Below are 24487 nucleotides of genomic sequence, written 5' to 3'. Positions count from 1 at the left end.
TCTAATTATAGTGCAACAGCGTGTGGTGCCGGATTGCAGCATTATCCAGACGTAAAAAAACCGCAGCCCAAGCTGCGGTTTTTGTCGAAGTCGGGAGTTATACCGGCTTGATAGCGGCGGCCTGCTTGCCTTTCGGACCCATCTTCACATCGAAGTTGACTTTCTGGCCTTCTTGCAGCGACTTGAAGCCACTGGCCTGGATTTCGGAGAAATGCGCGAACAGGTCTTCACCGCCGTCATCGGGAGTGATGAAGCCAAAACCCTTCGCATCGTTGAACCACTTTACTGTACCAGTTGACATGCTAGTTTCCTTGAAAAAATATAAAGCCGGGCACATGCCCGGATGCAAACGAAATCAAGAAACGTCGCAGGACTGGAAAGACAGCGCCTTGAAGGCGGGGTGACCACCGTACAGCAAATACCGGACTTGAATCGACTGCTGCTGGCAGCATACGGCAAGAATATCCTGCTGGCAAGCGGTATTTGTATTTTCTTATGGTGGCGTGACCGGGAACAAAAACCTCTGATCAGGGGGATGCTTGTCGCGACAGCAATTTCCGTATTCCTTCCAGGTCGTGGATACGAATATGTTTTTGCTGTACGTTGATCAGCCCACCTTCATGAAAGTGGGAAAGCGCTCTGCTCACGGTTTCCAATTTCAGTCCAAGGTAGGAACCGATTTCGTCACGAGTCATGCGCAAGTGAAATTCGGTTGCCGAGTAGCCGCGTGCGGCAAAGCGTTGCGATAAATTGAGCAGGAAGGTAGCAAGGCGCTCCTCGGCGCGCATGGTGCCGAGAAGCATCATGACGCTTTGGTCGCGAACGATCTCACGGCTCAAGACCTTGTGAATATGGTGCTGCAAAGCGCGAATTTCGGTTTGCAACTGCTCCAGCATGGCGAAGGGTATGACGCATACTTCACTGTCCTCGAGAGCAATCGCGTTGCACGTGTGGACTTCGCTGCAGATGCCATCCAAGCCAATGATCTCGCCGGCCATCTGAAACCCGGTAACTTGCTCGCGACCATCTTCAAGCAGGACATCGGTCTTGAAAAAACCTGTCCTGACTGCGTAAATGGCCTCGAAAGGATTTCCGGAACGATAAAGGCTCTGTCCGCGTTTGATCTTGCGTCCAGCACCCACCAGGGCGTCCAGCTTGGTTAACTCCTGATTGGTCAGTTCGATGGGCAGGCAGAGCTCGCGCAAGTTGCAATGCGAGCAGGCAACTTTGAGGGTATTGAGATTTATGGCCGACATTGGGGCGTGCACTGTGTTTTGTCCAGTTTGATCTGTATCAATGCGAATTTTCTTTGTCTGCGGCATCTTGTATGCCTACCATTGGGATGCGGGTTTATAACCATTTTCAGGCGCGGTCTTCGACCCAGCGTTGATGCAGCACTTCGATGTCAGCATGCCACGTTATATCTCTACTCCGACAATAGCCCGCTTTGTTGATGCGTTCCTGCTTCAGCCTATAAACCGTAGCTGGCAGCACGTACTGTGATTGGGCATGATCAGCCGAACGCTCTCATTATACGTTCCCATCTCCTTTTGCGATACCGTCTGTTCTGTGTTCGGCAAATATCTGTTATATCCCAAAGACATGCTGCTGTTCCTGGATAATCTGATTTTCGCGACAGCAAAATCGGTGGGTTTCGATTATCGTAGTTTTACCTTGCATGCCAGAGGGTGGCGCATTTGTCCAATTCCGGATTTCTCGCGATTTTTTTTATCGGTCTGTTGAGCGGTACGCACTGCGTCGGCATGTGCGGTGGCATCGTATCGGCGTTGTCGATGCAGATGCCGCAACGGAAGCCGACCTTGCCCCTGCATCTGACCTACAACGCCGGACGCCTGACCAGCTATGCCCTGGCGGGCGCCGTTATGGGAGAGCTGGGCAGCCTGAGCCTGCTGCTGAATCATGCGCTGCCGGTGCAGATGGTGTTGTATGTCGCGGCCAACCTGATGCTGCTCGCAATGGGACTCTACCTGCTCGGGGTGACGGGGGCTGCGGCTTTCGTTGAGAAGGCCGGCAAATGGCTGTGGCCGCGTATCCAGCCGCTTAGCAGTCATTTCCTGCCGGTAAGTTCCGTCAAGCAAGCCTTTCCACTTGGCATGCTGTGGGGATGGCTGCCCTGCGGTTTGGTCTATGGCGTGCTGTCAATGGCCTTGTTTACCGGCTCCGCCTGGCGCGGTGCCTTGACGCTGCTTGCCTTTGGCCTCGGTACGCTGCCCAATCTTCTTCTGGCCGGCATGCTGCTGGCGCGTTTCCGGCGCCGGATGCAGGCGGCGCCAGTACGCATCGTTTCAGGTCTGCTGGTATTCGGCTTTGGCATATTCGGCCTGGTCAACGCGACTACGCTGGGTGGCCGTTTGTGGGAAGGGATTGCCTGTCATGTCTGAAGCACAAACTGTAGAACTGGCCATCGAAGGCATGACCTGCGCCAACTGCGCGGCAAGAATCGGGAAGGCGCTAAATGAGGTCGACGGCGTCGAGGCAGTGGTGAACTTTGCCAGCGAGAAGGCTTATGTCCGCTATCGGCCAGACCACGCCAATGTTGACAAGCTGATTGCGGCCGTGGCGCAACTCGGCCGTTACCGTGCGGCGGTGTCAACGCCGGATACGCGTGAAAAAGAAAAGGCCGAGCGCCTCGCTGCCTATCGACGCGAGTTGAAAGTATTCATCTTGTCGGCTGCGCTGACGCTGCCTTTGCTGGGGCAGATGTTCATCATGTTCGGCAGCGGCAGCCATGATGAATTGCTGCCGCGCTGGCTGCAACTTGTGCTGGCGACGCCGGTGCAATTCTGGGTCGGCAGCCGTTTCTACGTCGGCGCCTGGTATTCGCTGAAGAGCGGCAGCGGCAATATGGACGTGCTGGTCGCGCTCGGTACCAGCATGGCCTGGTTGTTCAGCGCCGTGGTCACCGTTACCGGATTGCATAATCTGCATGTCTATTTCGAGGCGTCGGCGGCCGTCATTACGCTGGTACTGCTCGGCAAGATTCTCGAAGCGCGGGCCAAGGCGCGGGCTTCGGCGGCGATCGAAGGACTGATCGGCCTGCAACCGAAAACCGCATGGTTGGAACGAGAGGGACAACTGAGCGAAGTGCCAGTGGCCAGCCTGATTCCGGGCGATATCCTGATCGTCCGTCCGGGCGAAAGCGTGCCGGTGGACGGAGAGATCATCGACGGCGTATCCCATGTCAACGAAGCCATGCTGACAGGCGAAAGCGCACCGGTAGCGAAAAAGACCGGTGACCGCGTATTTGCCGCGACGGTGAACGGCAGTGGCCTGCTGCGTTTTCGAGCCACTGGCGTCGGCCAGCAGACGGTGCTGGCCGGCATCATTCGCCTGGTGGAAGAGGCGCAGGGCTCGCGGGCACCGGTGCAAAAACTGGTCGATCGCGTTGCGGCAGTGTTTGTTCCAACGGTGTGCGCCATTGCGGCGCTGACTTTTGTTGGCGGTTGGTTCTATAGTCATGAGCTTTCCCTTGCGCTGATCAACGCTGTTGCTGTGCTGGTGATTGCCTGCCCTTGTGCCCTGGGGTTGGCAACGCCAACTGCGCTCATGGTCGGTATCGGCCTTGGCGCCCGCGCCGGAATATTGATCCGCAATGCCGAAGCCCTGGAACTGGCCGAAAAGCTGGAAGCGCTTTGTGTCGACAAGACCGGTACCCTGACCGAGGGGCATCCGGAAGTAACGCATCTCCTGCCAGCAAGCGGGATATCGACTGATGAGCTGTTGCGGCTGGCGGCCAGCCTTGAGCAATCGTCAAGCCATCCGCTGGCGGCGGCGATCGTTCGCCGCGCGGAGGTATCGGGTTTGGCTCTCGTTTTACCCGGTCAGGTCGTTGCAGAGGCGGGGCAGGGCGTCAGCGGCGATGTGGATGGCAGGCGAATCAGCGTTGGCTCACCAACGTATATGCATGCCTTGGGTATTTCGCTCGACACAGCACTGGTGCAGCCGTTGCAGAGTTCAGCATGCAGCGTCGTGGCAGTGGCGAGCAATAATTCCATCATTGGTGTGATCGGCGTGCGCGATCCCCTGCGCGCCACTTCGCGGCAGGCGGTGGAGCGGCTTGCCGCGATGGGGGTCGAGGTGGTCATGCTGACTGGTGACAATCGCGCTACTGCCGAAGCGGTCGCGCATGAAGCCGGCATAATCCATATCGAGGCGGAAACCCTGCCTGGCGACAAGTCGGCGGTCATTGCGCGTTATCGCGAGCAGGGCAGGCGCGTCGGCATGGCGGGCGACGGCATCAATGATGCGCCGGCGCTGGCGGCGGCCTATGTCAGCTTCGCCATGGGCGCTGGCACGAATGTCGCCATGGAGGCCGCCGACGTCACCTTGATGAAGAACGACCTCAACAGCGTTGCCGACGCGATCATGCTGTCGCGGGCAACGCTGCGCAAGATCCGCCAGAACCTCTTCTTCGCCTTCATCTACAACGTGCTCGGCATTCCGCTTGCAGCGCTGGGCATGCTTAACCCGGTGGTGGCGGGGGCCGCGATGGCGGCGAGTTCGGTTTCGGTGGTGAGTAATTCACTGCTGTTGCGGCGCTGGAAACCTGGTAGATGACAAAAAAGCGAAAGGCCCGCTGTTTCGTGGGCCTTTCGCTTTGTGCCGGCTTGCCGTGTTAAGCGGCCGCTTGAGCGGGAATGCGGTGCTTGCGGTTGATGATGCGGTTGCGCGCATCGACATAGACCAGATCGGGTTCGAACTTTTGCAGTTCGATCTCGTTGTAGCTGGCGAAGGTGGCGATGATGAGCAGGTCGCCGGGAGCGGCAAGGCGGGCGGCGGCGCCATTGACGGAAATGGTGCCGCTACCGCGTTCGGCGCGGATGGCGTAGGTGGTGAAGCGGCTGCCGTTATTGACGTTCCAGATTTCGATCTGCTGGTACTCCTTGATGTCAGCAGCATCAAGCAGATCATCATCAATGGCGCAGGAACCTTCGTAGTGCAGTTCCGCCTGTGTTACGGTGACACGGTGCAGCTTTGATTTCAGCATTGTTCGTTGCATTTTCGTTCGCTCCTTCTCAGGCAAAGGCGTCGAGTTCAAATACGGACATTATGGTGTCCTCCTCTGTTGCTTCACTGCTGCTGGACATCGCCGGCCTGAGCGCATCGCGGTGTCCTAAACTTCCAGATTGTCGATGAGGCGCGTGCTACCCAAACGCGCCGCGGCCAACACCACCAATCCGGATTCGTGAGCGGTCGGCAATTGTAAATCACTTTTTTTGCGTACTGCAACATAATCCGGCAGCCAGTTTCTTGACCTCAAAAACTCGATTGAATCCCGCTCCAGCTGCGGAAAATCGTGATTTCCGCCACGGATTTTTTCTATAACTTTAGTTAAGGCCTCAAATAATTTTGGGGCTTCGGCACGCTCTTTTGCCGAAAGATAACCATTGCGTGAGGATAAGGCGAGGCCGTCAGCCGCGCGAATAGTTTCGCCTGCGATGACTTCAATCGGCAGATTCAATTCACGCGCCATATTGCGGAGGATCATCAACTGCTGATAATCCTTTTTGCCGAACAGCGCGACATCAGGTTGCGCGATCTGGAACAGCTTCATCACGACTGTGGCAACCCCTACAAAATGGCCGGGGCGGAATTCACCGTCGAGGATGTCGGCCTGGGCAGCGGGGGGATGAACATGGTAGCCCTGCGGCTCGGGGTACATCTCGGCTTCGTTCGGTGCGAACAGATGATCGACACCGGCCGCCTTGAGTTTTTCGCAATCGGCCTGGAAAGTACGCGGATATTTGTCGAAATCCTCGCCGGGGCGGAATTGCAGACGATTGACGAAAATGGTGGCGATCACCGTGTCGGCATGTTCGCGTGCCTGTTTCATCAGTGCGATGTGGCCTTCGTGCAGATTGCCCATGGTCGGCACCAGGGCAACGCGGCGGGCGGACTTGCGCGCTGCGCGCAGCGCGGCGATGGTGTCGTGAACTTGCATCAGTAGGAGTGTTCGGGAGTGGGGAAACTGCCGTCCTTGACGGCCCTGACATAGGCGCTGACAGCGCCTTCGATGCTTTGCGCCTCGGCCATGAAATCCTTGACGAAGCGGCCCTTCTTGCCGGGGTATAGCCCCAGCATGTCATAGAGCACCAGCACCTGGCCGTCGCAGTCCTTGCCGGCGCCGATACCGATGGTGGCGCAGGCAGTAAGCATTTTTGATATTTCGCCGGCCAGCGCCGCGGGCACCATCTCCAGCACCATCAATGCCGCTCCGGCCTGTTCGAGGACGAGCGCGTCATTCTTCATCCGCGCTGCGCCGGCCTCGTCGCGGCCCTGCACCCGGTAGCCGCCAAGCGCATGTACCGACTGCGGCGTGAGGCCGATGTGGGCGCAGACCGGCACGCCGCGCGCGGTGAGGAAATGCACCGTCTCGGCCATGACCTCGCCGCCTTCGAGCTTGACCATTTCCGCGCCGACAGCGAGCAGGCGGCCGGCATTGCGGATTGCCTGCTCCTGCGACTCGTGATAGGCGCCGAAAGGCAGATCGCTTACCACCATCGGCCGTAGCGCCTGATGGGCAACGCATTCGGTGTGATAGACCATGTGTTCCATCGTCACCGGCAGCGTCGAGGTTTTGCCCTGGATGACGTTGCCGAGCGAATCGCCGACCAGAATGACGTCCACGCCGCAGCGGTCTTCGAGCGCGGCAAAGCTGGCGTCATAGCCGGTGAGCATCGCTATCTTCTCGCCCTCGCGCTTCATGCGCGCGAATTCGGGCAGTGTGATTGGCTTGTTGCTGGCCAGGTAGGTCATAAGCTTGCTCCGTCGTGAGCGAAAACAACAATATACCTTTCGCCCGCAACGCGGGCGCAGATAAGTCGCCCCTGCCCTGGGGGATTGAGGCGGGAATTCGCAAAGCACCGCTTTGCGCCGCCGAGACGGGCGAGCCATGCAGGGCGAGCCTTGGGACGGGAGAGGGGAATGGGCCCAACCATTCCCCTTTGGGCGGGCCGATAAATTGTGGAAATGTGGTTAAGCATTGCTACGGAAAATAAAGTAAACAGCTCCCAGAATGCACAGTCCCGCCCACAGATAGTCGAGCTTGAGCGGCTCACGCATATAGAGCAGAACGAACGGCACGAACACGGTCAGCGTGATGACTTCCTGCAGGATCTTGAGTTGGCCGAGCGAAAGTTCGCTGTGGCCGATGCGGTTGGCGGGTACCTGCAGCAGGTATTCGAACAATGCAATGCCCCACGAGGCCAGTGCAGCAATCCACCAAGCCTTGCCGCCGAGATTTTTCAAATGCGCATACCAGGCAAATGTCATGAAAACATTCGACAGCATGAGCAGGAGGGCGGTTTGCAGCAATACCGGCATGGACAAAAGAAGCTGGGTCATGCCGTCACGCTCAGGACTTCGATCTGCTGATCCGTGCAGCGGGCCAGCCAGATTTGAATCAGGCCGCGACCGGGTATTGTGATATCGGGCGCAATTTCCACGAGCGGTGCAAGCACGAAGGCGCGCTCGTGCATGCGCGGGTGGGGCAGCGTCAATTGGAGATCGTGGCTCACGGTTTCGCCATGCAGCAGCAGATCGAGATCCAATGTGCGCGGCGCATTGGGCACGCTGCGATGGCGGCCGAAGCGCGCCTCGATGACGAACAGTTCATCGAGCAGTTCTCGTGCATCAAGTTGCGTCTCGACGGATATGACGGCATTAATGAAGTCGGGCTGATTGCGCAGGCCGACCGGCGCCGTGCGATACAGCGACGATACGGCAAGCAACTGGCTATGTGGCAGATCGCGCAGGGCTTCGATGGCGGCACGCACCGTGGCGACAGGGTCGCCGAGGTTGGCGCCCAATGCGATATAGGCGCGCGTCATTGGCCATTGTCTCCTGTCGGCCCGGCGTGCGTCACCGGATTGTCATTGGTGGTCGCATTGTTGCCTTTGCTGCGCGGCTTGCGCCGACGCGGTTTTTTCGCTGCGGTATCGGTCAGCAGCATGGCTGTGCGGCGTTCGTGGCTGGCATCCTGGAATTCGGTCCACCAATCGGCCAGCTCCTGGGGAATCTCTCCGCTTTGCGCGCGCAGCACCAGAAAATCATAACCGGCACGGAAGCGCGGTTGATCGACCAGGCGCCAGGGCGACTTGCCGCTGCGCTTGTCGAAACGCGGTTGCAGCGCCCAGATGTCCTTGATGTCGCCGGCGATGCGGCGCGTGATGGCAAGCTTTTCACCCTGCTGGTCAAGTACCTCGTCCATTGCATCATGGAGTGCAGGTATCGGTGTTTCAGCTTTGGCCTTGCGCGCTTGCCAATTGGCGAGCACCTCGTGCCAGAGCAGGGTGGCGAAGAGGAAGCCAGGCGAAGTGGTCTTGCCGGCACGGATGCGGTCATCCGTACTTTCAAGAGAAAGCATCACAAACTTTTCGCCCAGCGGCTGTTCGAGAATCACGTCGAGCAGCGGCAGCAGACCGTGGTGCAGGCCGTCTGCGCGCAGACGCTTGACGCATTCCACGGCATGACCCGAGAACAGCAGTTTGAGCATTTCATCGAACACCCGCGCCGGTGGCACGTTCTCGATCAGATCGGCCATCTCGCGGATCGGTGCGCGCACGGCGGGGTCGAGGCTGAGACCAAGCTTGGCCGAAAGCCGCATGGCGCGCAGCATGCGCACCGGATCCTCGCGATAGCGCGTTTTCGGGTCGCCGATCATGCGCAGCGTTTTCGCCTTGAGGTCGGCGACACCATGGTGATAATCGATCACAGTCTCGGCCGCCGGATCGTAATACAGCGCATTCACCGTGAAATCGCGCCGCGCCGCGTCGTCGGCGATGTTGCCCCAGACGTTGTCGCGCAGCACGCGGCCATGTTCATCCTTAAGCGTGTCCTCGTCATGGGCGGCGCGGAAGGTGGATACCTCGATGGTCTCGGGGCCGAACATCACATGCACGATCTGGAAGCGGCGGCCTATGATGCGCGAGCGCCGGAACAGGCCGCGCACCTGGTCTGGCGTGGCATTGGTGGCAACGTCATAATCCTTGGGTTCAATGCCGGCGATCAGGTCGCGTACCGCGCCACCGACGACATAGGCCTTGAAGCCGGCCTGTTGCAGTCCTTCGCAAGTGCGGCGCGCCGCCGACGAGACATGGTCGCGGCGAATGCCGTGACGGGACAGTGGGATTACGACCGGACGGCCGGGCGAGGCGACATCGCGGCGGAAAACGCGGCGCAACAACTTGCGAATCATGTGGGAAGGAGGAGTTGCATTAAAAAGAGGCGGCCATGATACCGGAACGGCTCAACTTCTCAGGCTGATCACAGGCCAGCCGGCGGCGAGGGCAGTCGCGCGCAGGGTGTCATCCGGATCGACGGCTACCGGATGACTCACCTTGTGCAACAGTGGCAGATCGTTGTGCGAATCGCTGTAGAAATAACTGCTGCTAAAGCTGTGCCAGTCGTGGCCCAGTGATTTGAGCCAGCTTTCGACACGCACGATCTTGCCTTCCTTGAAGGAAGGTATGCCTTCCACCTTGCCTGTAAATTGGCCGCCAAGTTCCGCGGGAATGGTCGCGATCAGGTGCGGAATGCCGAATTCGCGGCAGATCGGCGCCGTGATGAAACTGTTGGTGGCAGTGACAATGGCTATCAGTGCGCCTTCATCGGCGTGGTGTTGCACCAGTTGCCGCGCCTTGTCGCAGATCATGGGCAGGATGCGCTCGGCCATGAACTGTACATGCCAGGCATCGAGTTCCGTGCGCGTGTGACGGGCCAGCGGCGCCAGTTGGAAATCGAGAAAGGCATGGATATCGAGCGTGCCGTCCTTGTATTGTTCGTAGAACTTCAGGTTTTCCGCTTCATGCACTTCGCGGTCGAGCACGCCACGCGAGATCAGGAACTGCGCCCATTCGAAATCGCTGTCGCCGCTTAATAAAGTGTTATCCAGGTCAAATAATGCTAACTTCATTTAATTTCCGTTTGTCGGGTTTCAGACATCAGATCACGTAGCAGCGGCAGCGTCGGCGGGCGTTGCCGCGCGAGCGAGATTTCGTCAAGCCGGTCGATGGTGGCAAGCAGCGAGGGCAGGTCGCGGCGGCAATGCAGCAGCAGGTAACGCAGCACGGCATCGTCCAGCGGCAAACCGCGTTGTTGCGCATAGTGGCGCAGTGCGGTGGTTTTCTCGTCGTCGCTAAGGCCCTTGATTTCATAAATCAGCATCTGCCCGATGCGGGTGCGCAAATCCTCGCGCAGATTAAGTTGCAACGGTGGCAGCGGACCGGAGAGCAGTAGTGCAATGTGTTTTTCGCGCGCCGCGATGAAAATGCGGAACAGGCCGCCCTGTGCAGCGGCGGAGAGTTGGTCGATATCGTCGATCACCAACAGCGCATCGTCGGCAATCTCGATATCGTCGCTGACCTGGGATGCTTCAAGGCGGAGTGATGGGCGGCGACGAGCCAGGGCAGCGAGCAGATGGCTGCGTCCTGATCCTGCTGCGCCCCATAGGTAAAGCTGGTCGCTGCCGGCAAAGGCGCGCAGCCGATCGATCAGTTCGCGATTCGCGCCGACGACGAAATTGTCCAGCGTCGGCTCGCCTTCGGGACGTAATTGGAGCAGCAACTGGTCGTTACGGACGGACATTCGTCAATGGGTCGGGAGGGGTGGCTTTCCGGTAAAATTCGCAGCTTCCGGCGCAGTGCCGGAGCGGCTGTCGCCGCCGCGAAGGTGACACAAAGGGCGACACTTTAGCCCGCCCACCCAAGGAATTCAATTCAAATGAGCACGCCGCTGACCTACAAGGATGCCGGAGTCGACATCGATGCCGGCGACGCGCTGGTCGAGCGCATCAAACCCATGGCCCGCCGCACCATGCGCCCCGAAGTGCTGGGCGGCATCGGCGGTTTCGGTGCCTTGTTCGAAATCTCCAAAAATACAAGGAGCCGGTACTGGTGTCAGGTACCGACGGCGTCGGCACCAAGCTGAAACTCGCCTTTCATCTGAACCAGCACGACACCGTGGGCCAGGATCTGGTGGCGATGAGCGTGAACGACATCCTGGTGCAGGGTGCCGAACCGCTGTTTTTCCTCGACTACTTCGCCTGCGGCAAGCTGCATGTCGATACCGCCACCGACGTGATCAAGGGCATCGCCCAGGGCTGCGAGCTGGCGGGTTGTGCGCTGATCGGCGGCGAAACCGCCGAAATGCCAAGCATGTATCCGGATGGTGAATACGATCTCGCCGGGTTTGCCGTGGGCGCGGTGGAGAAATCGAAAATCATCGACGGCAGCACTATCAGGCCCGGCGACGCGGTGCTGGGCCTGGCTTCCAGCGGTGCGCACTCCAACGGCTATTCGCTGCTGCGCAAGATTATCGAGCGTGGCAACCCAGACATGGATGCGGATTTTTATGGCAAGCCCCTGCGCGATGTGCTGATGGCGCCGACGCGCATTTATGTGAAGCCGCTGCTCAAACTGATGGAAACCCTGCCGGTCAAGGGTATGGCGCACATCACGGGCGGCGGACTGGTCGAGAATGTGCCGCGCGTATTGCCGGAAAATGTCACGGCGATTCTTGAAAAATCGGCATGGCCGCTGCCGCCGCTGTTCCAGTGGTTGCAAAGGGAAGGGCAGGTCGCCGAAGCGGAAATGCATCGCGTCTTCAACTGTGGCATTGGCATGGCGGTCGTGGTGGCGGAAACCGATGCGCACAGCGCAATGGGATTGCTGACCGCGGCGGGCGAAACGGTCTATCGCATCGGCCGCATTGAAACGCGACAGCCAGGCCAGGCGCAGACCGTTGTAGTGTAAAGTCGTGTAACAGTTCCTTGGTTTGCGATAGCTCGTTCGTTACTGTGAATACGGGTTGCGGCCATATCGGTCAAACGGCCCTATCTGAGTGAAGGGAGACTAAACATGATCAAGCGTATTTTGACGACGGTTGTTTTCGCTGCCGCGATCCCGGCATATGCGGCCGATGTGGGCGTTTCGGTCACGGTGGGTCAGCCGGGCTTCTACGGCCACATCGACATCGGCGATTTTCCCGCGCCGGCATTGATATATCCTCAGCCCGTCGTGATTCAGCCCGTGCCGATGGGCGTGGTGGTGGAGCCGATGTACCTGCGGGTGCCGCCCGGACATGCCAAACACTGGCGCAAGCACTGCGCCGAATACAATGCCTGCGGCCGGCCCGTCTATTTTGTGCAGGACAGCTGGTACAACAATGTTTACGTGCCGCGCTATCGCGAAAGATATGAGCATGAGCATCATGGCGATCGGGGCCGCGATGAAATGCGCGGACGCGGCGATGACGGCAACCCTGGCCGCGGTCATGGCAAGGGCCGAGGTCATGGCAAGGGCCACGACAACTGATTTGCGGTACATCGATAAAACGTCTGCGGTGCCGGATTTCCCGCAGACGTTAATCTGTGGTTCATTATTCGGCAGCGAAGCGTTCGATGGAGTTGGCCATTGACGCCGCCAAACCGGGTTTCTGGCAATCCAGCAGTTCGATGTCGCTGAAGCTTTTCAGCCAGGTGATTTGCCGCTTGGCGAACTGACGCGTGGCAAAAATTCCCCGCTCGCGCAGTTCCGCCGCTGGCAGGCGGCCTTCAATCATTTCCCAGACCTGACGGTAGCCGACGCAGCGCATCGAAGGCAGGCCGGCGTCGAGCCGGTAGCGGGCGCGCAGCGCATGCACTTCCTCGACCAGTCCTTCCCGCAGCATCTGCCCGAAGCGTTGCGCGATGCGCTCATGCAGCCAGCCGCGCTCCGTGGGCATGAGGCCGAAACCGAGCAGCCGGTAGGGCAGCGGCGATGCCTGCTGGCGCGAGAAAAAATGATCCAGCGGCTTGCCGCTGAGCCGCACCACTTCAAGCGCGCGCTGTATGCGTTGTGCATCGGTGGGCTTCAGTCGGGCGGCGCTGGCCGGGTCGAGCCGCGCCAGTTCTGCGTGCAGGGCGGGCCAGCCCTTGGCGGCGGCCTCTTGGTCGATGCCGGCCCGAAGCTGTGCGTTTGCCTCGGGCAAGTCGGCCAATCCTTCGCGCAGTGCCTTGAAATAGAGCATGGTGCCGCCGACCAGCAGCGGAATGCGGCCGCGTGCCGTGATGTCGTCCATCGCCGCCAGGGCATCCTCGCGAAAGCGCGCGGCGGAATAACGCTGTTCGGGCGTGATGAGGTCGATCAGGTGATGCGGATAGCGGCGCAGCGTATCGGCATCCGGCTTGGCGGTGCCGACATTCATGTCGATGAATACCTGCGCCGAATCGACACTGACGATTTCCAGCGGCAATCGATCGGCAAGCTCCATCGCCAGCGCGGTCTTGCCGCTGGCCGTGGGGCCGAGCAAAAGCACTGCCGGCGGGGATGTTTGCTCCGGCTTGTTCAAGTGTCGGCTTTATCCGGTTCGGGGGATGCAGGCGGCAATGCATTCCTGCTCGCAATAAAAATTCCTTCGCAGCTCGCCGTACACGCGTTATCGGCCCAGAGCTCGGCCGCCATGAATTTCTTGCGGCCTTCAATGCGTTTGACATCAGCCACCATGCGCAAGGGTTTATTGATCGGCGTCGGGCGGTGGTAGCGAATCGTCAGCGTGCCGGTATGGCCGATGCTGCCTACCATGCGCTGACCGATGCTAAGCACATGATCGAAGAGCAAGGCGATCACTCCGCCATGCAAATGGCCAAACGGTCCTTCATGGCTCCAGTCCGGGGTGACTCGCGCGTGCACGCGCTCGCCTTCGCGCCAGATGTGCATTCCCGGCGCGACGGCGTTGCTCCAGCCGGAAGCGGGACTCATTTCATGGAGCAGATCAGGGTTTTGTTGTTGCCGGGAGGTATACAGATTGCTCAGGGCCTTGCGTCCGTAAACCCGCTCATTCGCTTCGATGCGAGCTGCTTCGGTGTGAACAACGGCGGCCACGGCGCGCAATTGTCCGGTTGGCGCGTCGGCGGTCAACATTGCCATATTCAGCCTGCGCAAGGCGTCAGCCAATTCCCGCCGCGCCTGCCAGTTGTCGTTGATGGCAGGAGGTATCTCGGGCGAGTCGCTGATTCTGACCTGGTGGTCGTCTACGGGGGAATGATGGTTTGACATCGGTCGCTAACGTCCGCGCATGAAAAGTTTGTCGAGTTCACTCATCGACAATTGCACCCAGGTTGGCCGCCCATGATTGCACTGGTCGGCGCGTTCGGTCGCTTCCATGTCGCGCAGCAGGGCATTCATTTCCGGCAGCGTCAGCGAGCGATTGGCTCGCACCGCACCGTGGCAGGCCATGGTGGCGAGCAGTTCGTTGCGTCGTGCCTCGATGACGCGGCTGGCGGGGAATTCCTTGAGGTCGGCCAGTAGTGCGCGCATCAGCGTCGGCAAGTCACCCGCGGCCAGCAGTGCCGGCACTGCGCGCACCGCGAGTTGCTGCGGCCCGGCAGCGGCGATCTCGAAACCGAGCTGAGGCAATGTCTCCGCATGTTCTTCCGCAGTGGCGATCTCTGCTGCGCTGGCGGCAAGCAACAGCGGCACCAGCAGCGGCTGCGTCGACGGCGGGCCGGCATCAAGCTGGCGCTTGAGGCGCTCATAGAGAATGCGTTCGTGCGCCGCATGCATGTCCACCAGCACCAGCCCGGCCCGGTTCTGCGCCAGCACATAGACGCCACGCAACTGCGCAATGGCATAACCGAGCGGGGCGGCCTCGTGTTCAGGATGCGACAGGGACGGAGCCGCGCGTTGTGTATCGAATGCCGAACGCGCAAACTCCAGATAGACCGCCGGGTTTTGTTCGGCGACGGCGAGCGAGGCTTGCTGCGGTGCTGCGAAATAATTCCGTTCGGGCTGAGCCCTTTGACCTTGCTCAGGAGAGCCCTGTCGAAGACCGGTTGAACTCTCCGCGCCCATGTCAATTGCCTGGGAGCCGATGGGCGCCGCCAGAGCTCTTTGCAGCGCATGGAAAATGAACTGATGGATGCCGCGCGCATTACGAAAGCGCACCTCGATCTTGGCCGGGTGAACGTTCACATCCACTTCAGCCGGGTCGAGTTCGAGAAACAGCGCATAGGCCGGATACCGCGTCCCATGCAGGATGTCGGCATAGGCCTCGCGCGCCGCATGCATCAGCAGCTTGTCGCGCACGAAGCGGCCATTGACATAGAAATACTGTTCGTCGCGACCGCTACGCGAATAGGCCGGCAACGCCGCAAAACCGGTGAGGCGCAGTTCGCCGGCTGCAACATCGACACGTCGCGCATGGGCAAAAAAGTCGTCGCCAAGCAATGTGCGCGTGCGGCTTTCCTCGTCACCAGGACCATAGCGGTGACGCACTGTATTGTTGTGCGAAAGCGTGAAGGCGACCGCCGGATTGGCCAGCGCCATGCGTTGCAGTACATCGCTGCAATGCGCATATTCGGTGGCTTCAGTCTTGAGGAACTTGCGCCGCGCCGGAGTGTTGAAATACAGGTCGGCTACTTCGATGACCGTGCCAGACGAGAGTGCCGCAGGTTCCGTTGTATCCGCGTCGTTACGCAGCCGCATCGCATGCGCCGCGCCTTGCGGCCGGCTGGTGACCGACAGGCGCGAGACCGAAGCAATCGAAGCCAGCGCCTCGCCGCGAAAACCATAGCTGACGACGCGTTCCAGATCGTCAAGACTGGCGATCTTGCTCGTCGCATGACGCGCCAGCGCCAGCGGCAGGTCGTCGCTATCGATGCCGACCCCGTCGTCCGTGACGCGGATCAGCCGCACGCCACCTTCGTGCAACTGGATGTCGATCTGTGTCGCCCCTGCATCAAGACTATTCTCGACTAGTTCCTTCAACACCGAGGCCGGCCGTTCGACTACCTCGCCGGCGGCGATCTGGCTGACAAGAAGCTCGGGCAGGGGATGGATGCGGGGCATGCGGGGATTATAGAGGCTCGACGCTATGGCTTTATGGGGTTCGTCATCGTGAAAGCCTCAGGTATAGAACCGCACAAACATAAATGCAGAGTTTCCCCTCGCCCCTTGCGGGAGAGGGGACAGAGGAGAGGGGTTAATACTTTTGCCGGGACTCGTCCCGGCGGGCGGCTACTTTATTGCTCGTGCAATAAAGTAGGCAAACAAGCACGCCCCGCTCCACCAGCCTCACTACGGTCGGCGGAGGGCTCGCCAGAGGCTCGCCCGTTCGCGCGGCGCAAGGCCGCAGTTGGCCTTACGAAACCCCGGGCTCACCCCTCGCTGCGAAAAGTTCGCTGGGCCGGCGTTGCAAACTAGCCTTCGGCTTTGGACAGCGACGCCGGACTTTCCCCGGCGAACCTTCCTCCGCTCGGCGGCGCAGAAGGGGGTGTTCGTGCTATTGTGACGACCATGCCATACAAGTACTCTTATGAAATTTAACTCGAATACGGTCTCCCTATAACAATAAGAGATATGCCCGAGTCGCGGCATAATCCAATGTCACCCACATTTTTCCCATTTCGATCCTATGCACCTGCTGACCCTGCCGTTCCGCCTGATCCGGCGTTTTCTCTCCGGGCAGTATTCGCAGACTGCAGCAGCGCTGTCGTTCGCGACGCTGCTCGGGCTGGTGCCGATGATCGCGGTGGCGGCAGCAGTACTCTCGCACCTGCCCCTGGCGGACGCGATTGCGGCGTCAATTCGAAAATTGCTGATGAGCAATTTGCTGCCGGACAAGGCTGGAGGCATTATCGCCAATTACGTCAGTCAGTTTGCCCTCAAGGCCCAGCGTCTGACCTGGATCGGATTGGGTGCATTGGCGCTGACGGCGATTGTGCAAATGCTGACCATCGAGCATGCCTTCAACGGCATCTGGAATGTCAGGGAGAGTCGTCCGCTGGCAAAACGTGTTGCCATGCATCTGCTGGCGTTGATTTTCGGCCCCCTGATCTTCGGCGGCAGCTTCGCCATCACTACCTACCTTGCCGGCGCGTCGCTGGGGCTAGTCGAGGAATGGCGCTCGCTGACCGCTACCGTATTCAAGCTGCTGTCTTTCGCTTTCATCACCGGCATCTTCGCCCTGATCTACTGGAAGCTCCCCAATCGCCCCGTTGTATGGAGGCATGCCCTAATGGGCGGCCTGCTGGCGGCCGCGGGTTTTAGCGGGCTGCACTGGGTGTTCGCCGGCTATATCGTGGGGGACAGCAACTATCGGGCGATGTACGGCGCTTTTGCCGCGATCCCGGTATTCCTGCTCTGGCTCTACCTGTCCTGGAGCGTGATACTGGTCGGTGCCATGATGACGGCTGATCTGGGTGGCGTGATGCCAGGGGGCCGCCGCTAGAAGCCGGCCTGACCGGCGTTTTCGTATTCGACTTATTTGCTTGTTTCGCGGTGCTTTTCCTCCTATAATTGCGCCCTTTTTTCGAATTCAAGGGAACGACATGGTTGTCATTCGTCTCGCCCGTAGCGGTGCCAAAAAGCGCCCCTTCTACAACATGGTGGTGGCTGACTCGCGCAATCGCCGCGACGGCCGCTTTGTCGAACGCATCGGCTTCTACAATCCGGTGGCATCCGGCGCTGCGCAGGCTCTGCAAGTGGATACCGAGCGTCTCGGCTATTGGCAAAGCCAGGGCGCACAGCTGTCGCCCACCGCCGAGCGTTTGGTCAAGCAGTACAACGCCGCCAGGATTCCCGCTTAAGACGTTGTCCGCCATGGTCGTTCTGGGGCGGTTGGTAACCCCATACGGCGTGAAGGGTTGGCTGCACCTGCATCCTTTCGGCGACGATCCAGCCAGCTGGCGACACATGGCGCAATGGTGGCTGGCGCCCGCGGACGGCGACAAGACGCAGTGGAGTGCCACAAAGTTGAGCGGTCTGCGGCAACATGGTGGCGGTTGGGTGGCAAAGCTTGAGAGTGTCGATTCGCGTGAAGCTGCCGAAGCATTGGCGGGCTGGTATTTCGCGGCGCCCCGCGAAGAGTTGCCGGCAACGGAAAACGACGAGTATTACTGGGCCGATCTGATCGGCTTGCGGGTGATAAACCTGCAAGGCGAACAACTCGGGTTGATCGAGACGCTGATCGAGACCGGCGCCAACAATGTACTGAAGCTGTGCGATGGAGATAAGGAGCATTTGCTACCCTTCGTCGAGCAGGTGGTTAAAAAAGTTGATATAGCCGGTGGATGCATGACGGTCGACTGGCAGGCGGACTGGTGACGGGGTTGCGTAATGCTGCGCTTTGACGCCATCACGCTGTTCCCCGAAATGTTCTCCGCGGTGACCGAATCGGGCATTTCGCGGCGGGCGCTGGAAAGAAAACTGTGGGCCTTGCGTTGCTGGAATCCGCGCGACTGGGCGACCGACAATCATCGCACCGTCGATGACCGGCCCTACGGTGGCGGACCCGGCATGGTGATGCTGGCAGCGCCGCTGGAGCAGGCAATTCAGGCGGCGCAGACGGCGCGTGATGCGGCAGGCGTAACAGCGAAAGTGATTTACCTGTCGCCGCAGGGTGTGCCGCTCACGCATCGCAAGGTGTGCGAGCTGGCGAGCAGCGACGGGGCGGTTTTGGTTTGCGGCCGCTACGAAGGCATTGATGAGCGCTTGATCGAGCGCTGCGTCGATGAGGAAATCTCGATCGGCGATTTTGTGCTCTCGGGCGGCGAAATCGCGGCGCTGGCGCTGATCGATGCCTGCGTCAGGCAGTTGCCGGGGGCGTTGAACGACGACGCCTCGGCGCTGGAGGACTCGTTTGTCGGTGGCTTGCTCGATTGCGTGCACTACACGAGGCCGGAGGAATATGAAGGAATGCGGGTGCCGGATGTGCTGTTGTCCGGCAACCACGAGCAGATTCGGCGCTGGCGCCTGAAACAGGCGCTGGGGCGAACCTGGCTGCGGCGTCCCGAGTTGCTGGGACAACGCGGCCTGAGCAGTGAAGAGGCGCAACTGCTTGAGGAATTCAAGCGCGAGCGCAATTAACAAACTCGTGTACCAGGAACCTCCTGCTCTGCACGAAAGGCCACCGGCCATGACAGAAGGGAATGACATGAACCTGATTCAAGAGATTGAAAAAGAGGAAATCGAACGCCTCGGCAAGAAGGTGCCGGACTTTGCTCCCGGCGACACCGTGATCGTCAATGTGAATGTGGTCGAAGGCGAGCGCAAGCGCGTCCAGGCCTTCGAAGGCGTCGTCATCGCCCGCCGCAATCGCGGTCTCAACTCCAGCTTCATCGTACGCAAGATCTCGTCCGGTGAAGGCGTCGAGCGTACCTTCCAGACCTATTCGCCGCTGATCGCCAGCATCGAAGTCAAGCGTCGCGGTTCGGTGCGCCGCGCCAAGCTGTATTATCTGCGCGAGCGTTCCGGCAAGTCGGCCCGCATCAAGGAAAAACTCACGGCGAAGGCGTGAGTTTTCAGAGTAGGCTCATGCCTGCGTAGCAGGCGTGATGCCGGAACTAAAAGCTCGGAGCCGAAGGCGTGAGTTTTCAGAGTAGGCTCATGCCTGCGTGGCAGGCGTGATGCCGGAACTAAAAGCTCGGAGCCGAAGGCGTGAGTTTTCAGAGTAGGCTCATGCCTGCGTGGCAGGCGTGATGCCGGAACTAAAAGCTCGGAGCCGAAGGCGTGAGTTTTCAGAGTAGGCTCATGCCTGCGTAGCAGGCGTGATGCCGGAACCAAAAGCTCACCGCCCGTTCGAACTGATCGGGATCACAGAAGTCGGAACGGGGCGCCTTGGGGAACCGGGGCGCCCCGTTTTCATTTGCACTTGCCGTTCGATGCGGAGGGAACATGACTACCCACCCCTCATCCCCCGCCCCAAGGGCGGTGACGACGATTGTTCGCGGGCCATGCCCGCTTCATGTACTGGCTGTTCCTCCTTGGGGCGGCCCTGCGGAGGAACTATGACCAAGCGCGATATTCTCGTGCCATCGATGCTGTTGTTGTGCCTGTTGGGCGCCTGCGCGACGAATCCCATTACCGGGCGCGATCAGTTTGTTCTTGGCGTGTCCGAAGAAACGGCCATTGCCCGCTCCGCGCAGGCCTACCAGGCCGAGATGGGCGAGCTTGGGAAGAAGGGCCGGATCAGCACGGACGAAAAACTTAATGCGCGCGTGCAACTGATCACGGACCGGCTGATCGACCAGGCGGTGGACTATCGTCCCGAAACGCGCAATTGGGCGTGGAGCGTCAAGATCATCGACGAGGCGAAGACCGTCAATGCTTTTTGCATGGCGGGCGGCAGGATGGCGGTCTACACCGGCTTGATCGAAAAAATAAAACCCAGCGACGACGAGCTTGCCGCCGTGATCGGACATGAAATTTCGCACGCCCTGCTGCAGCACAGCCGCGAGCAGATGGCGGAAAAGCAGGCCACCAACATCGGGGTGGCCCTGCTCGGCGTGGCGGCAGGGGCTTCGCCCGATCAGCCGGGCCTGCGCAGCCTGGTCGATTTGGGACTATTGCTGCCACACAGCCGCCGCGATGAGGATGAGGCCGACCGGCTTGGCATCGAACTTGCGGCGAAGGCTGGCTACAATCCGCATGCGGCCGTGACGTTATGGGAAAAGATGCTCAGGGAGAGCGGCAACAACGCCAAGTTCGACTGGTTGAGCACCCACCCGGCTTCGCCCAAGCGCATCGAGGCATTGCAGGCGCTGGAACCCGAGATGGCGGTCTATTACCGGCAGGCGAGAAAAACTGCGCCGCCTTCGCGTGCATGGACCGCGACCCCGGCCAATGAGCGCGTCATTGATGTGCAGACTGGCAGTAAAAATAAATAAGCTGACCTTTGTCAAGCGGGCAAGCGATTTCTCTGCGGATGGACAAGCCGGCTGAGCGGAAAAGGAAATTGGCGGCATAATGTCCTCGGCCCGGCAGGTAAACAGAACAATATTTACCCGAGTTAACCATGCATCTTGATCTCGTCTTTCTCTGGCACATGCATCAACCGGACTACCGCGACCATATCAGCGGTGAATTCGTGCTGCCCTGGGTTTATCTGCATGCGCTGAAGGATTACAGTGACATGGCCGCGCATCTGGAGCGGCATCCGAAAATTCGCGCCGTGGTCAATTTCGTGCCGGTGCTGCTCGACCAGATCGATGACTACTGCGATCAGTTCGCCAGCGATTGTTTTCGCGACCCGCTGCTGCGACTGCTGGCGGAACCGGATCCTGAGCAGATTAGCGGCGCCGATCGCCGGCTATTGCTGGAGACCTGTTTCCGCAACAACCATGCGACGATGCTGGCGCCATTCCCCCATTACCAGCGCCTGCACGATGTCTACACGCTGCTTACCCGGGGAGACGAGGCCGGGCAGGCTTATCTCTCCGGCGCCTATTTCACCGACCTCGTCACCTGGTATCACCTGGTCTGGTGCGGCGAGAGCGTGCGCCGCGAATACGCGCTGCCGGTGCGATTGATGAGCCGTGGCGGAGGCTATAGCGCTGGCGAGCGGCGGCAACTGCTGGATTTGATCGGCAGCGTGGTGAAAGGTATCGTGCCGCGCTACCGGGCCTTGCAGGATGCGGGGCAGATAGAACTCTCCGCTACCCCCGGCACCCACCCGCTGGCGCCGCTGTTGCTGGATTTTCAGTCGGCGCGGGAAAGCCTGCCCGATGCACGCCTGCCCGCGGCTGCGGTTTATCCGGGTGGACGCGGCCGCGTCGCCGCCCATGTCGAGGCGGCACTGGCTTCCCATGCGCGGCGCTTCGGCGCCGCGCCGGTTGGCTTGTGGCCGGCGGAGGGCGCGCTATCCACCGTGTTCGTCAAGCAGTTGGAAAGCGCCCAGTGCCGCTGGGTCGCCAGCGGCGAGGGAGTGCTGAAAAACAGCCTGGCGCGGCACAAGATCGAGCAAAAGTACGCCGCCTACCGGCCCTGGCGGCTCGATGATGCGCCCGGCATTACGCTGTTCTTTCGCGACGAACGGCTGTCCGACCTGATCGGTTTCGAATATGCCAAATGGCATGGCCGCGACGCCGCGCGCCATTTCATCGGACAGCTGGAGGCAATACATGCCGGTGCCCCGGAAGGGGAAAATCCCCTGGTCAGCGTCATTCTCGACGGAGAAAATGCCTGGGAACACTATCCCTACAACGGCTACTATTTCTTCGAGGATCTTTACGGCCTGCTTGAGGAATATCCGATGATCCACACCAATACCTATGCCGGTTGGCTTGCGCATGCGGACAAAATGACGCCCGCGGCATTGCCCGGATTGGTGGCGGGCAGTTGGGTGTACGGCACGCTGTCTACCTGGATCGGCAATGCCGACAAGAACCGCGCCTGGGATTTGCTCTGCGCTGCCAAGCAGAGCTACGACATGGTGTTGGGTAGCGGCAGGCTGGACGCAAGGGAAACGGCCGCGGCCGAGGCGCAACTTGCGATCTGCGAAAGCTCCGACTGGTTCTGGTGGTTCGGCGATTACAACCCGTCCCAGGCGGTCGCCAACTTCGACCGCCTCTTTCGCCGCAACCTTGCCAATCTCTACCACTTGCTCAAACTGTCGCCCCCAGCGCAATTGGAAGTAGCGCTTTCCCGCGGCAGCGAAGCAGCGCAAGATGGCACGATGCGCCGCGCCAGCGAGTTTGCCGACCGATGACCATCGCCCTCCTGTTTGGCGTCCATGCCCACCAGCCGGTGGGCAACTTCCCCGCGGTCATTGAGGAAGCGCACCTGCGTTGTTACCGGATGTTCCTGCAAACCCTGGAGCGCTATCCGACGTTCCGTTTCAGTGTGCATTTCTCCGGCTGGTTGCTTGATGTGCTCATGCAACGCTACCCGGATGACATGGAGCGGCTGAAGGCGATGACGCAGCGCGGCCAGGTGGAATGGTTCGGCTCCGGCGATTGCGAACCGGTGCTGGCCGCCATCCCGCAACGTGATCGCATCAGCCAGATCGAAACCCTGTCGAACAAGATCGAGCGTCACTTCGGCCAGCGCCCCGCAGGCGCATGGCTGACCGAGCGGGTATGGGAGTCCTCGGTGGTGCCGGCCCTGGTGGACTGCGGCATTCGTTATGTGGCCGTGGACGATTACCATTTTTTCTGTGCCGGCCAGCCGCCCGAAAAGCTCGGCAGTTTCTGGACCACCGAAGAGGACGGCCGCACCTTGGATCTTTTCCCCATCTCGGAACAGGCCCGTTACCGGCTGCCGTTTTCGTCGGCGACCGAGGCCGTGGCCTGGCTGGAGCGACTTGCACGCGAAGGGCAAAGCGCCGCCATCTATTTCGACGACATCGAGAAGTTCGGCATCTGGCCGGAGACTTATGAATGGGTGTATGAAAAAGGCTGGCTGACGCAATTCATCGAGGGCGTGCTGGGATCAAAGCTGATCCGCACCGCGACCTATGCCGACTACCATCGCGTCCATGCCACGCGCGGCATCGTTTATCTGCCCACCACCTCCTATATCGAGATGAACGAATGGACCTTGCCGGCACCGGCGGCGCGCGCCTTCCACCGACTGGTGGAACAGGAAAAAGCCGCCGGTCGCTATGACGACGACAAATCTTACCTGCGCGGCGGCATCTGGCGCAACTTTTTTTCCCGTTTTCCGGAAGCCAACTGGATGCACAAGCGCATGCTGGAGCAGTCTGCCCGGCTCGCCAGCCTGCCGCAAGCGGCCCGCACGCTGCGGATGCAGGAGAGCCTGCATCGCGCCCAAGCCAATGATGCCTACTGGCATGGTTTATTTGGCGGCCTCTATCTGCCGCATCTGCGCCGCGCCGTGTGGAACAACCTGCTTGCCCTCGAAGCCGACCTGGATGGTGTGGCGTTGCGCCCGGCCGTGGAACGCCGCGATGTTGACCTCGATGGGTACGGTGAGATGTTTTTGCGCAGTCAGGCGCTCCAGGCCGTGGTGCGCGACGACGGCAATGCCGCGCTGATCGAACTTTCCGCCTATGCTGCCGGCCACAACTTCGGCGACACGCTGCGCCGCATCGATGAGGCCTATCACGACAAGATCGGGCCGGCCCAGCAGCCTCACGCCAAACATGAGGGCATCGCCTCCGCCCATGACCGCGTCGCCTTCATCCATGAGATTGGCCCCGGCGATCTGGTGCCTGACAGTCGTCCGCGCGCGTCGTTCATTGATACCTGTGGGCACCATGTGCTCGATGCCTATCAGTCCAGCGGCGCCGCTGGTGACTTTGTGCTCGACGGCAACGGCTGGCGCGTCGAGAAACACTACGCCGTGTCAGGCAGCCGCCTGAGTGTCCGCTATCGTTGCGAAGGATTGAGCGGGCGCTTCGAGACGCAGCTCAATATCGCCATGCCTAGTTGCGACGGTTACTCCGGCCGCTATATTCTCGCCGACGGCAGCATCCCCTGCGGCTTCGGCCAGGAGCTGAAACTCGATGCGGCGACAAAACTGATTCTCGACGACAGTGTTCTTGCCGGCGCTTTATGCTTGAGTTTTCCGCCGGCATCAATCAGTGCCCGGCCTTATTACACCGTGTCCCAGTCCGAGGCCGGTTTCGAGAAGATCATGCAGGGGGTCGAACTGACTTTATACTGGCCGCTCAACAATTGCAGCCGGGAAATGATTGTCGTGCTCGAATACCTCCCTCACGCATTGTAAAATTTACGAAACCAGAACCGCTA

General features: G+C 60.1%; 24 protein-coding genes and 1 pseudogene. 12 read left to right on the top strand and 13 right to left on the bottom strand.

Features of this window, described 5'->3' with window-relative positions:
• Positions 1-97 precede the first annotated feature (97 nt).
• A complete protein-coding gene (locus tag K5E80_RS07200; protein ID WP_220635512.1) occupies positions 98-301 on the bottom strand; it encodes a cold-shock protein in 204 nt (67 codons plus the stop codon).
• Between the two features lie 226 nt (positions 302-527).
• Entirely contained in the window at positions 528-1322 is a 795-nt protein-coding gene (gene fnr, locus K5E80_RS07195; RefSeq protein WP_425514533.1) for a fumarate/nitrate reduction transcriptional regulator Fnr, read from the bottom strand.
• Between the two features lie 366 nt (positions 1323-1688).
• Between fnr and K5E80_RS07190 the strand changes: the two genes are divergently transcribed.
• Together K5E80_RS07190 and K5E80_RS07185 are read left to right on the top strand one after the other, a co-directional pair.
• A complete protein-coding gene (locus K5E80_RS07190; RefSeq protein WP_425514532.1) occupies positions 1689-2402 on the top strand; it encodes a sulfite exporter TauE/SafE family protein in 714 nt (237 codons plus the stop codon).
• A complete protein-coding gene (locus K5E80_RS07185; protein WP_220635511.1) occupies positions 2395-4578 on the top strand; it encodes a heavy metal translocating P-type ATPase in 2184 nt (727 codons plus the stop codon). The genes K5E80_RS07190 and K5E80_RS07185 overlap by 8 nt, the downstream gene beginning before the upstream one ends.
• A 58-nt stretch (positions 4579-4636) precedes the next feature.
• Here the strand turns inward: K5E80_RS07185 and panD are convergent, their stop codons facing one another.
• The 8 genes from panD to hda all read right to left on the bottom strand — a co-directional run bounded on the left by panD (position 4637) and on the right by hda (position 10605).
• Positions 4637-5020, bottom strand: coding sequence for an aspartate 1-decarboxylase (gene panD / locus K5E80_RS07180; protein ID WP_220635510.1), 384 nt, complete (start codon positions 5018-5020; stop codon positions 4637-4639).
• Between the two features lie 114 nt (positions 5021-5134).
• Positions 5135-5962: a pantoate--beta-alanine ligase gene (panC, locus tag K5E80_RS07175; protein WP_220635509.1), complete on the bottom strand. Its 828-nt coding sequence runs from the start codon at positions 5960-5962 to the stop codon at positions 5135-5137.
• On the bottom strand, positions 5962-6777 hold the full coding sequence (gene panB, locus K5E80_RS07170) for a 3-methyl-2-oxobutanoate hydroxymethyltransferase (RefSeq protein WP_220635508.1): 816 nt from the start codon (positions 6775-6777) through the stop codon (positions 5962-5964). Before panB ends, panC begins: the two co-directional genes overlap by 1 nt.
• Positions 6778-6996: 219 nt before the next feature.
• Positions 6997-7344 carry a DMT family protein gene (locus K5E80_RS07165; protein ID WP_220637258.1) on the bottom strand — a complete coding sequence of 116 codons (348 nt, stop codon included), beginning with the start codon at positions 7342-7344 and terminating at the stop codon, positions 6997-6999.
• A 17-nt stretch (positions 7345-7361) separates the two neighbouring features.
• Complete coding sequence (gene folK, locus K5E80_RS07160; RefSeq protein WP_220635507.1) at positions 7362-7850, bottom strand: 2-amino-4-hydroxy-6-hydroxymethyldihydropteridine diphosphokinase; 489 nt, start codon at positions 7848-7850, stop codon at positions 7362-7364.
• The gene (gene pcnB, locus K5E80_RS07155; RefSeq protein ID WP_220635506.1) at positions 7847-9217 is read right to left on the bottom strand and encodes a polynucleotide adenylyltransferase PcnB; all 1371 of its coding nucleotides are present in this window, start codon (positions 9215-9217) and stop codon (positions 7847-7849) included. Before pcnB ends, folK begins: the two co-directional genes overlap by 4 nt.
• Before the next feature lie 51 nt (positions 9218-9268).
• Positions 9269-9934: a histidinol-phosphatase gene (locus K5E80_RS07150; protein ID WP_220635505.1), complete on the bottom strand. Its 666-nt coding sequence runs from the start codon at positions 9932-9934 to the stop codon at positions 9269-9271.
• The gene (gene hda / locus K5E80_RS07145) at positions 9931-10605 is read right to left on the bottom strand and encodes a DnaA regulatory inactivator Hda (protein ID WP_220635504.1); all 675 of its coding nucleotides are present in this window, start codon (positions 10603-10605) and stop codon (positions 9931-9933) included. Before hda ends, K5E80_RS07150 begins: the two co-directional genes overlap by 4 nt.
• A 135-nt stretch (positions 10606-10740) precedes the next feature.
• Here hda and purM point away from each other — a divergent pair.
• Both purM and K5E80_RS07135 read left to right on the top strand, forming a co-directional pair.
• Positions 10741-11771 (top strand): annotated as a pseudogene (purM, locus tag K5E80_RS07140) (phosphoribosylformylglycinamidine cyclo-ligase).
• 105 nt (positions 11772-11876) lie between these two features.
• Positions 11877-12332: a hypothetical protein gene (locus K5E80_RS07135; protein WP_220635503.1), complete on the top strand. Its 456-nt coding sequence runs from the start codon at positions 11877-11879 to the stop codon at positions 12330-12332.
• Positions 12333-12396: 64 nt separating this feature from the next.
• Here the strand turns inward: K5E80_RS07135 and miaA are convergent, their stop codons facing one another.
• From miaA to mutL, 3 genes are read right to left on the bottom strand one after another with little or no spacing between them, the layout of a single operon-like run.
• A complete protein-coding gene (miaA, locus tag K5E80_RS07130; protein WP_220635502.1) occupies positions 12397-13347 on the bottom strand; it encodes a tRNA (adenosine(37)-N6)-dimethylallyltransferase MiaA in 951 nt (316 codons plus the stop codon).
• Entirely contained in the window at positions 13344-14054 is a 711-nt protein-coding gene (locus tag K5E80_RS07125) for a PaaI family thioesterase (protein ID WP_220635501.1), read from the bottom strand. Before K5E80_RS07125 ends, miaA begins: the two co-directional genes overlap by 4 nt.
• 6 nt (positions 14055-14060) lie before the next feature.
• Entirely contained in the window at positions 14061-15845 is a 1785-nt protein-coding gene (gene mutL, locus K5E80_RS07120; protein WP_220635500.1) for a DNA mismatch repair endonuclease MutL, read from the bottom strand.
• 565 nt (positions 15846-16410) lie between these two features.
• Here mutL and K5E80_RS07115 point away from each other — a divergent pair.
• The 8 genes from K5E80_RS07115 to K5E80_RS07080 all read left to right on the top strand — a co-directional run bounded on the left by K5E80_RS07115 (position 16411) and on the right by K5E80_RS07080 (position 24464).
• Positions 16411-17226, top strand: a complete 816-nt coding sequence (locus K5E80_RS07115) for a YihY family inner membrane protein (protein ID WP_220635499.1) — start codon at positions 16411-16413, stop codon at positions 17224-17226.
• A 100-nt stretch (positions 17227-17326) separates the two neighbouring features.
• On the top strand, positions 17327-17584 hold the full coding sequence (gene rpsP, locus K5E80_RS07110) for a 30S ribosomal protein S16 (protein ID WP_220635498.1): 258 nt from the start codon (positions 17327-17329) through the stop codon (positions 17582-17584).
• A gap of 13 nt (positions 17585-17597) precedes the next feature.
• The gene (rimM, locus tag K5E80_RS07105; protein WP_220637257.1) at positions 17598-18101 is read left to right on the top strand and encodes a ribosome maturation factor RimM; all 504 of its coding nucleotides are present in this window, start codon (positions 17598-17600) and stop codon (positions 18099-18101) included.
• A 12-nt stretch (positions 18102-18113) separates the two neighbouring features.
• Positions 18114-18863 (top strand): tRNA (guanosine(37)-N1)-methyltransferase TrmD, encoded by a 750-nt coding sequence (gene trmD, locus K5E80_RS07100; RefSeq protein ID WP_220635497.1) that lies wholly within the window; start codon positions 18114-18116, stop codon positions 18861-18863.
• 67 nt (positions 18864-18930) lie between these two features.
• Entirely contained in the window at positions 18931-19293 is a 363-nt protein-coding gene (gene rplS, locus K5E80_RS07095) for a 50S ribosomal protein L19 (RefSeq protein ID WP_220635496.1), read from the top strand.
• A gap of 490 nt (positions 19294-19783) precedes the next feature.
• Positions 19784-20662, top strand: a complete 879-nt coding sequence (locus K5E80_RS07090; RefSeq protein ID WP_220635495.1) for a M48 family metallopeptidase — start codon at positions 19784-19786, stop codon at positions 20660-20662.
• Positions 20663-20790: 128 nt separating this feature from the next.
• On the top strand, positions 20791-22482 hold the full coding sequence (locus tag K5E80_RS07085) for a glycoside hydrolase family 57 protein (RefSeq protein ID WP_220635494.1): 1692 nt from the start codon (positions 20791-20793) through the stop codon (positions 22480-22482).
• The gene (locus K5E80_RS07080; RefSeq protein ID WP_220635493.1) at positions 22479-24464 is read left to right on the top strand and encodes an alpha-amylase/4-alpha-glucanotransferase domain-containing protein; all 1986 of its coding nucleotides are present in this window, start codon (positions 22479-22481) and stop codon (positions 24462-24464) included. Before K5E80_RS07085 ends, K5E80_RS07080 begins: the two co-directional genes overlap by 4 nt.
• Positions 24465-24487 lie beyond the last annotated feature (23 nt).

This window comes from Georgfuchsia toluolica (assembly GCF_907163265.1).
Classification (GTDB): Bacteria; Pseudomonadota; Gammaproteobacteria; order Burkholderiales; family Rhodocyclaceae; genus Georgfuchsia; species Georgfuchsia toluolica.
Note: the sequence above shows the minus strand (reverse complement) of the source record. Positions and strands in the feature narration are given on the sequence as shown.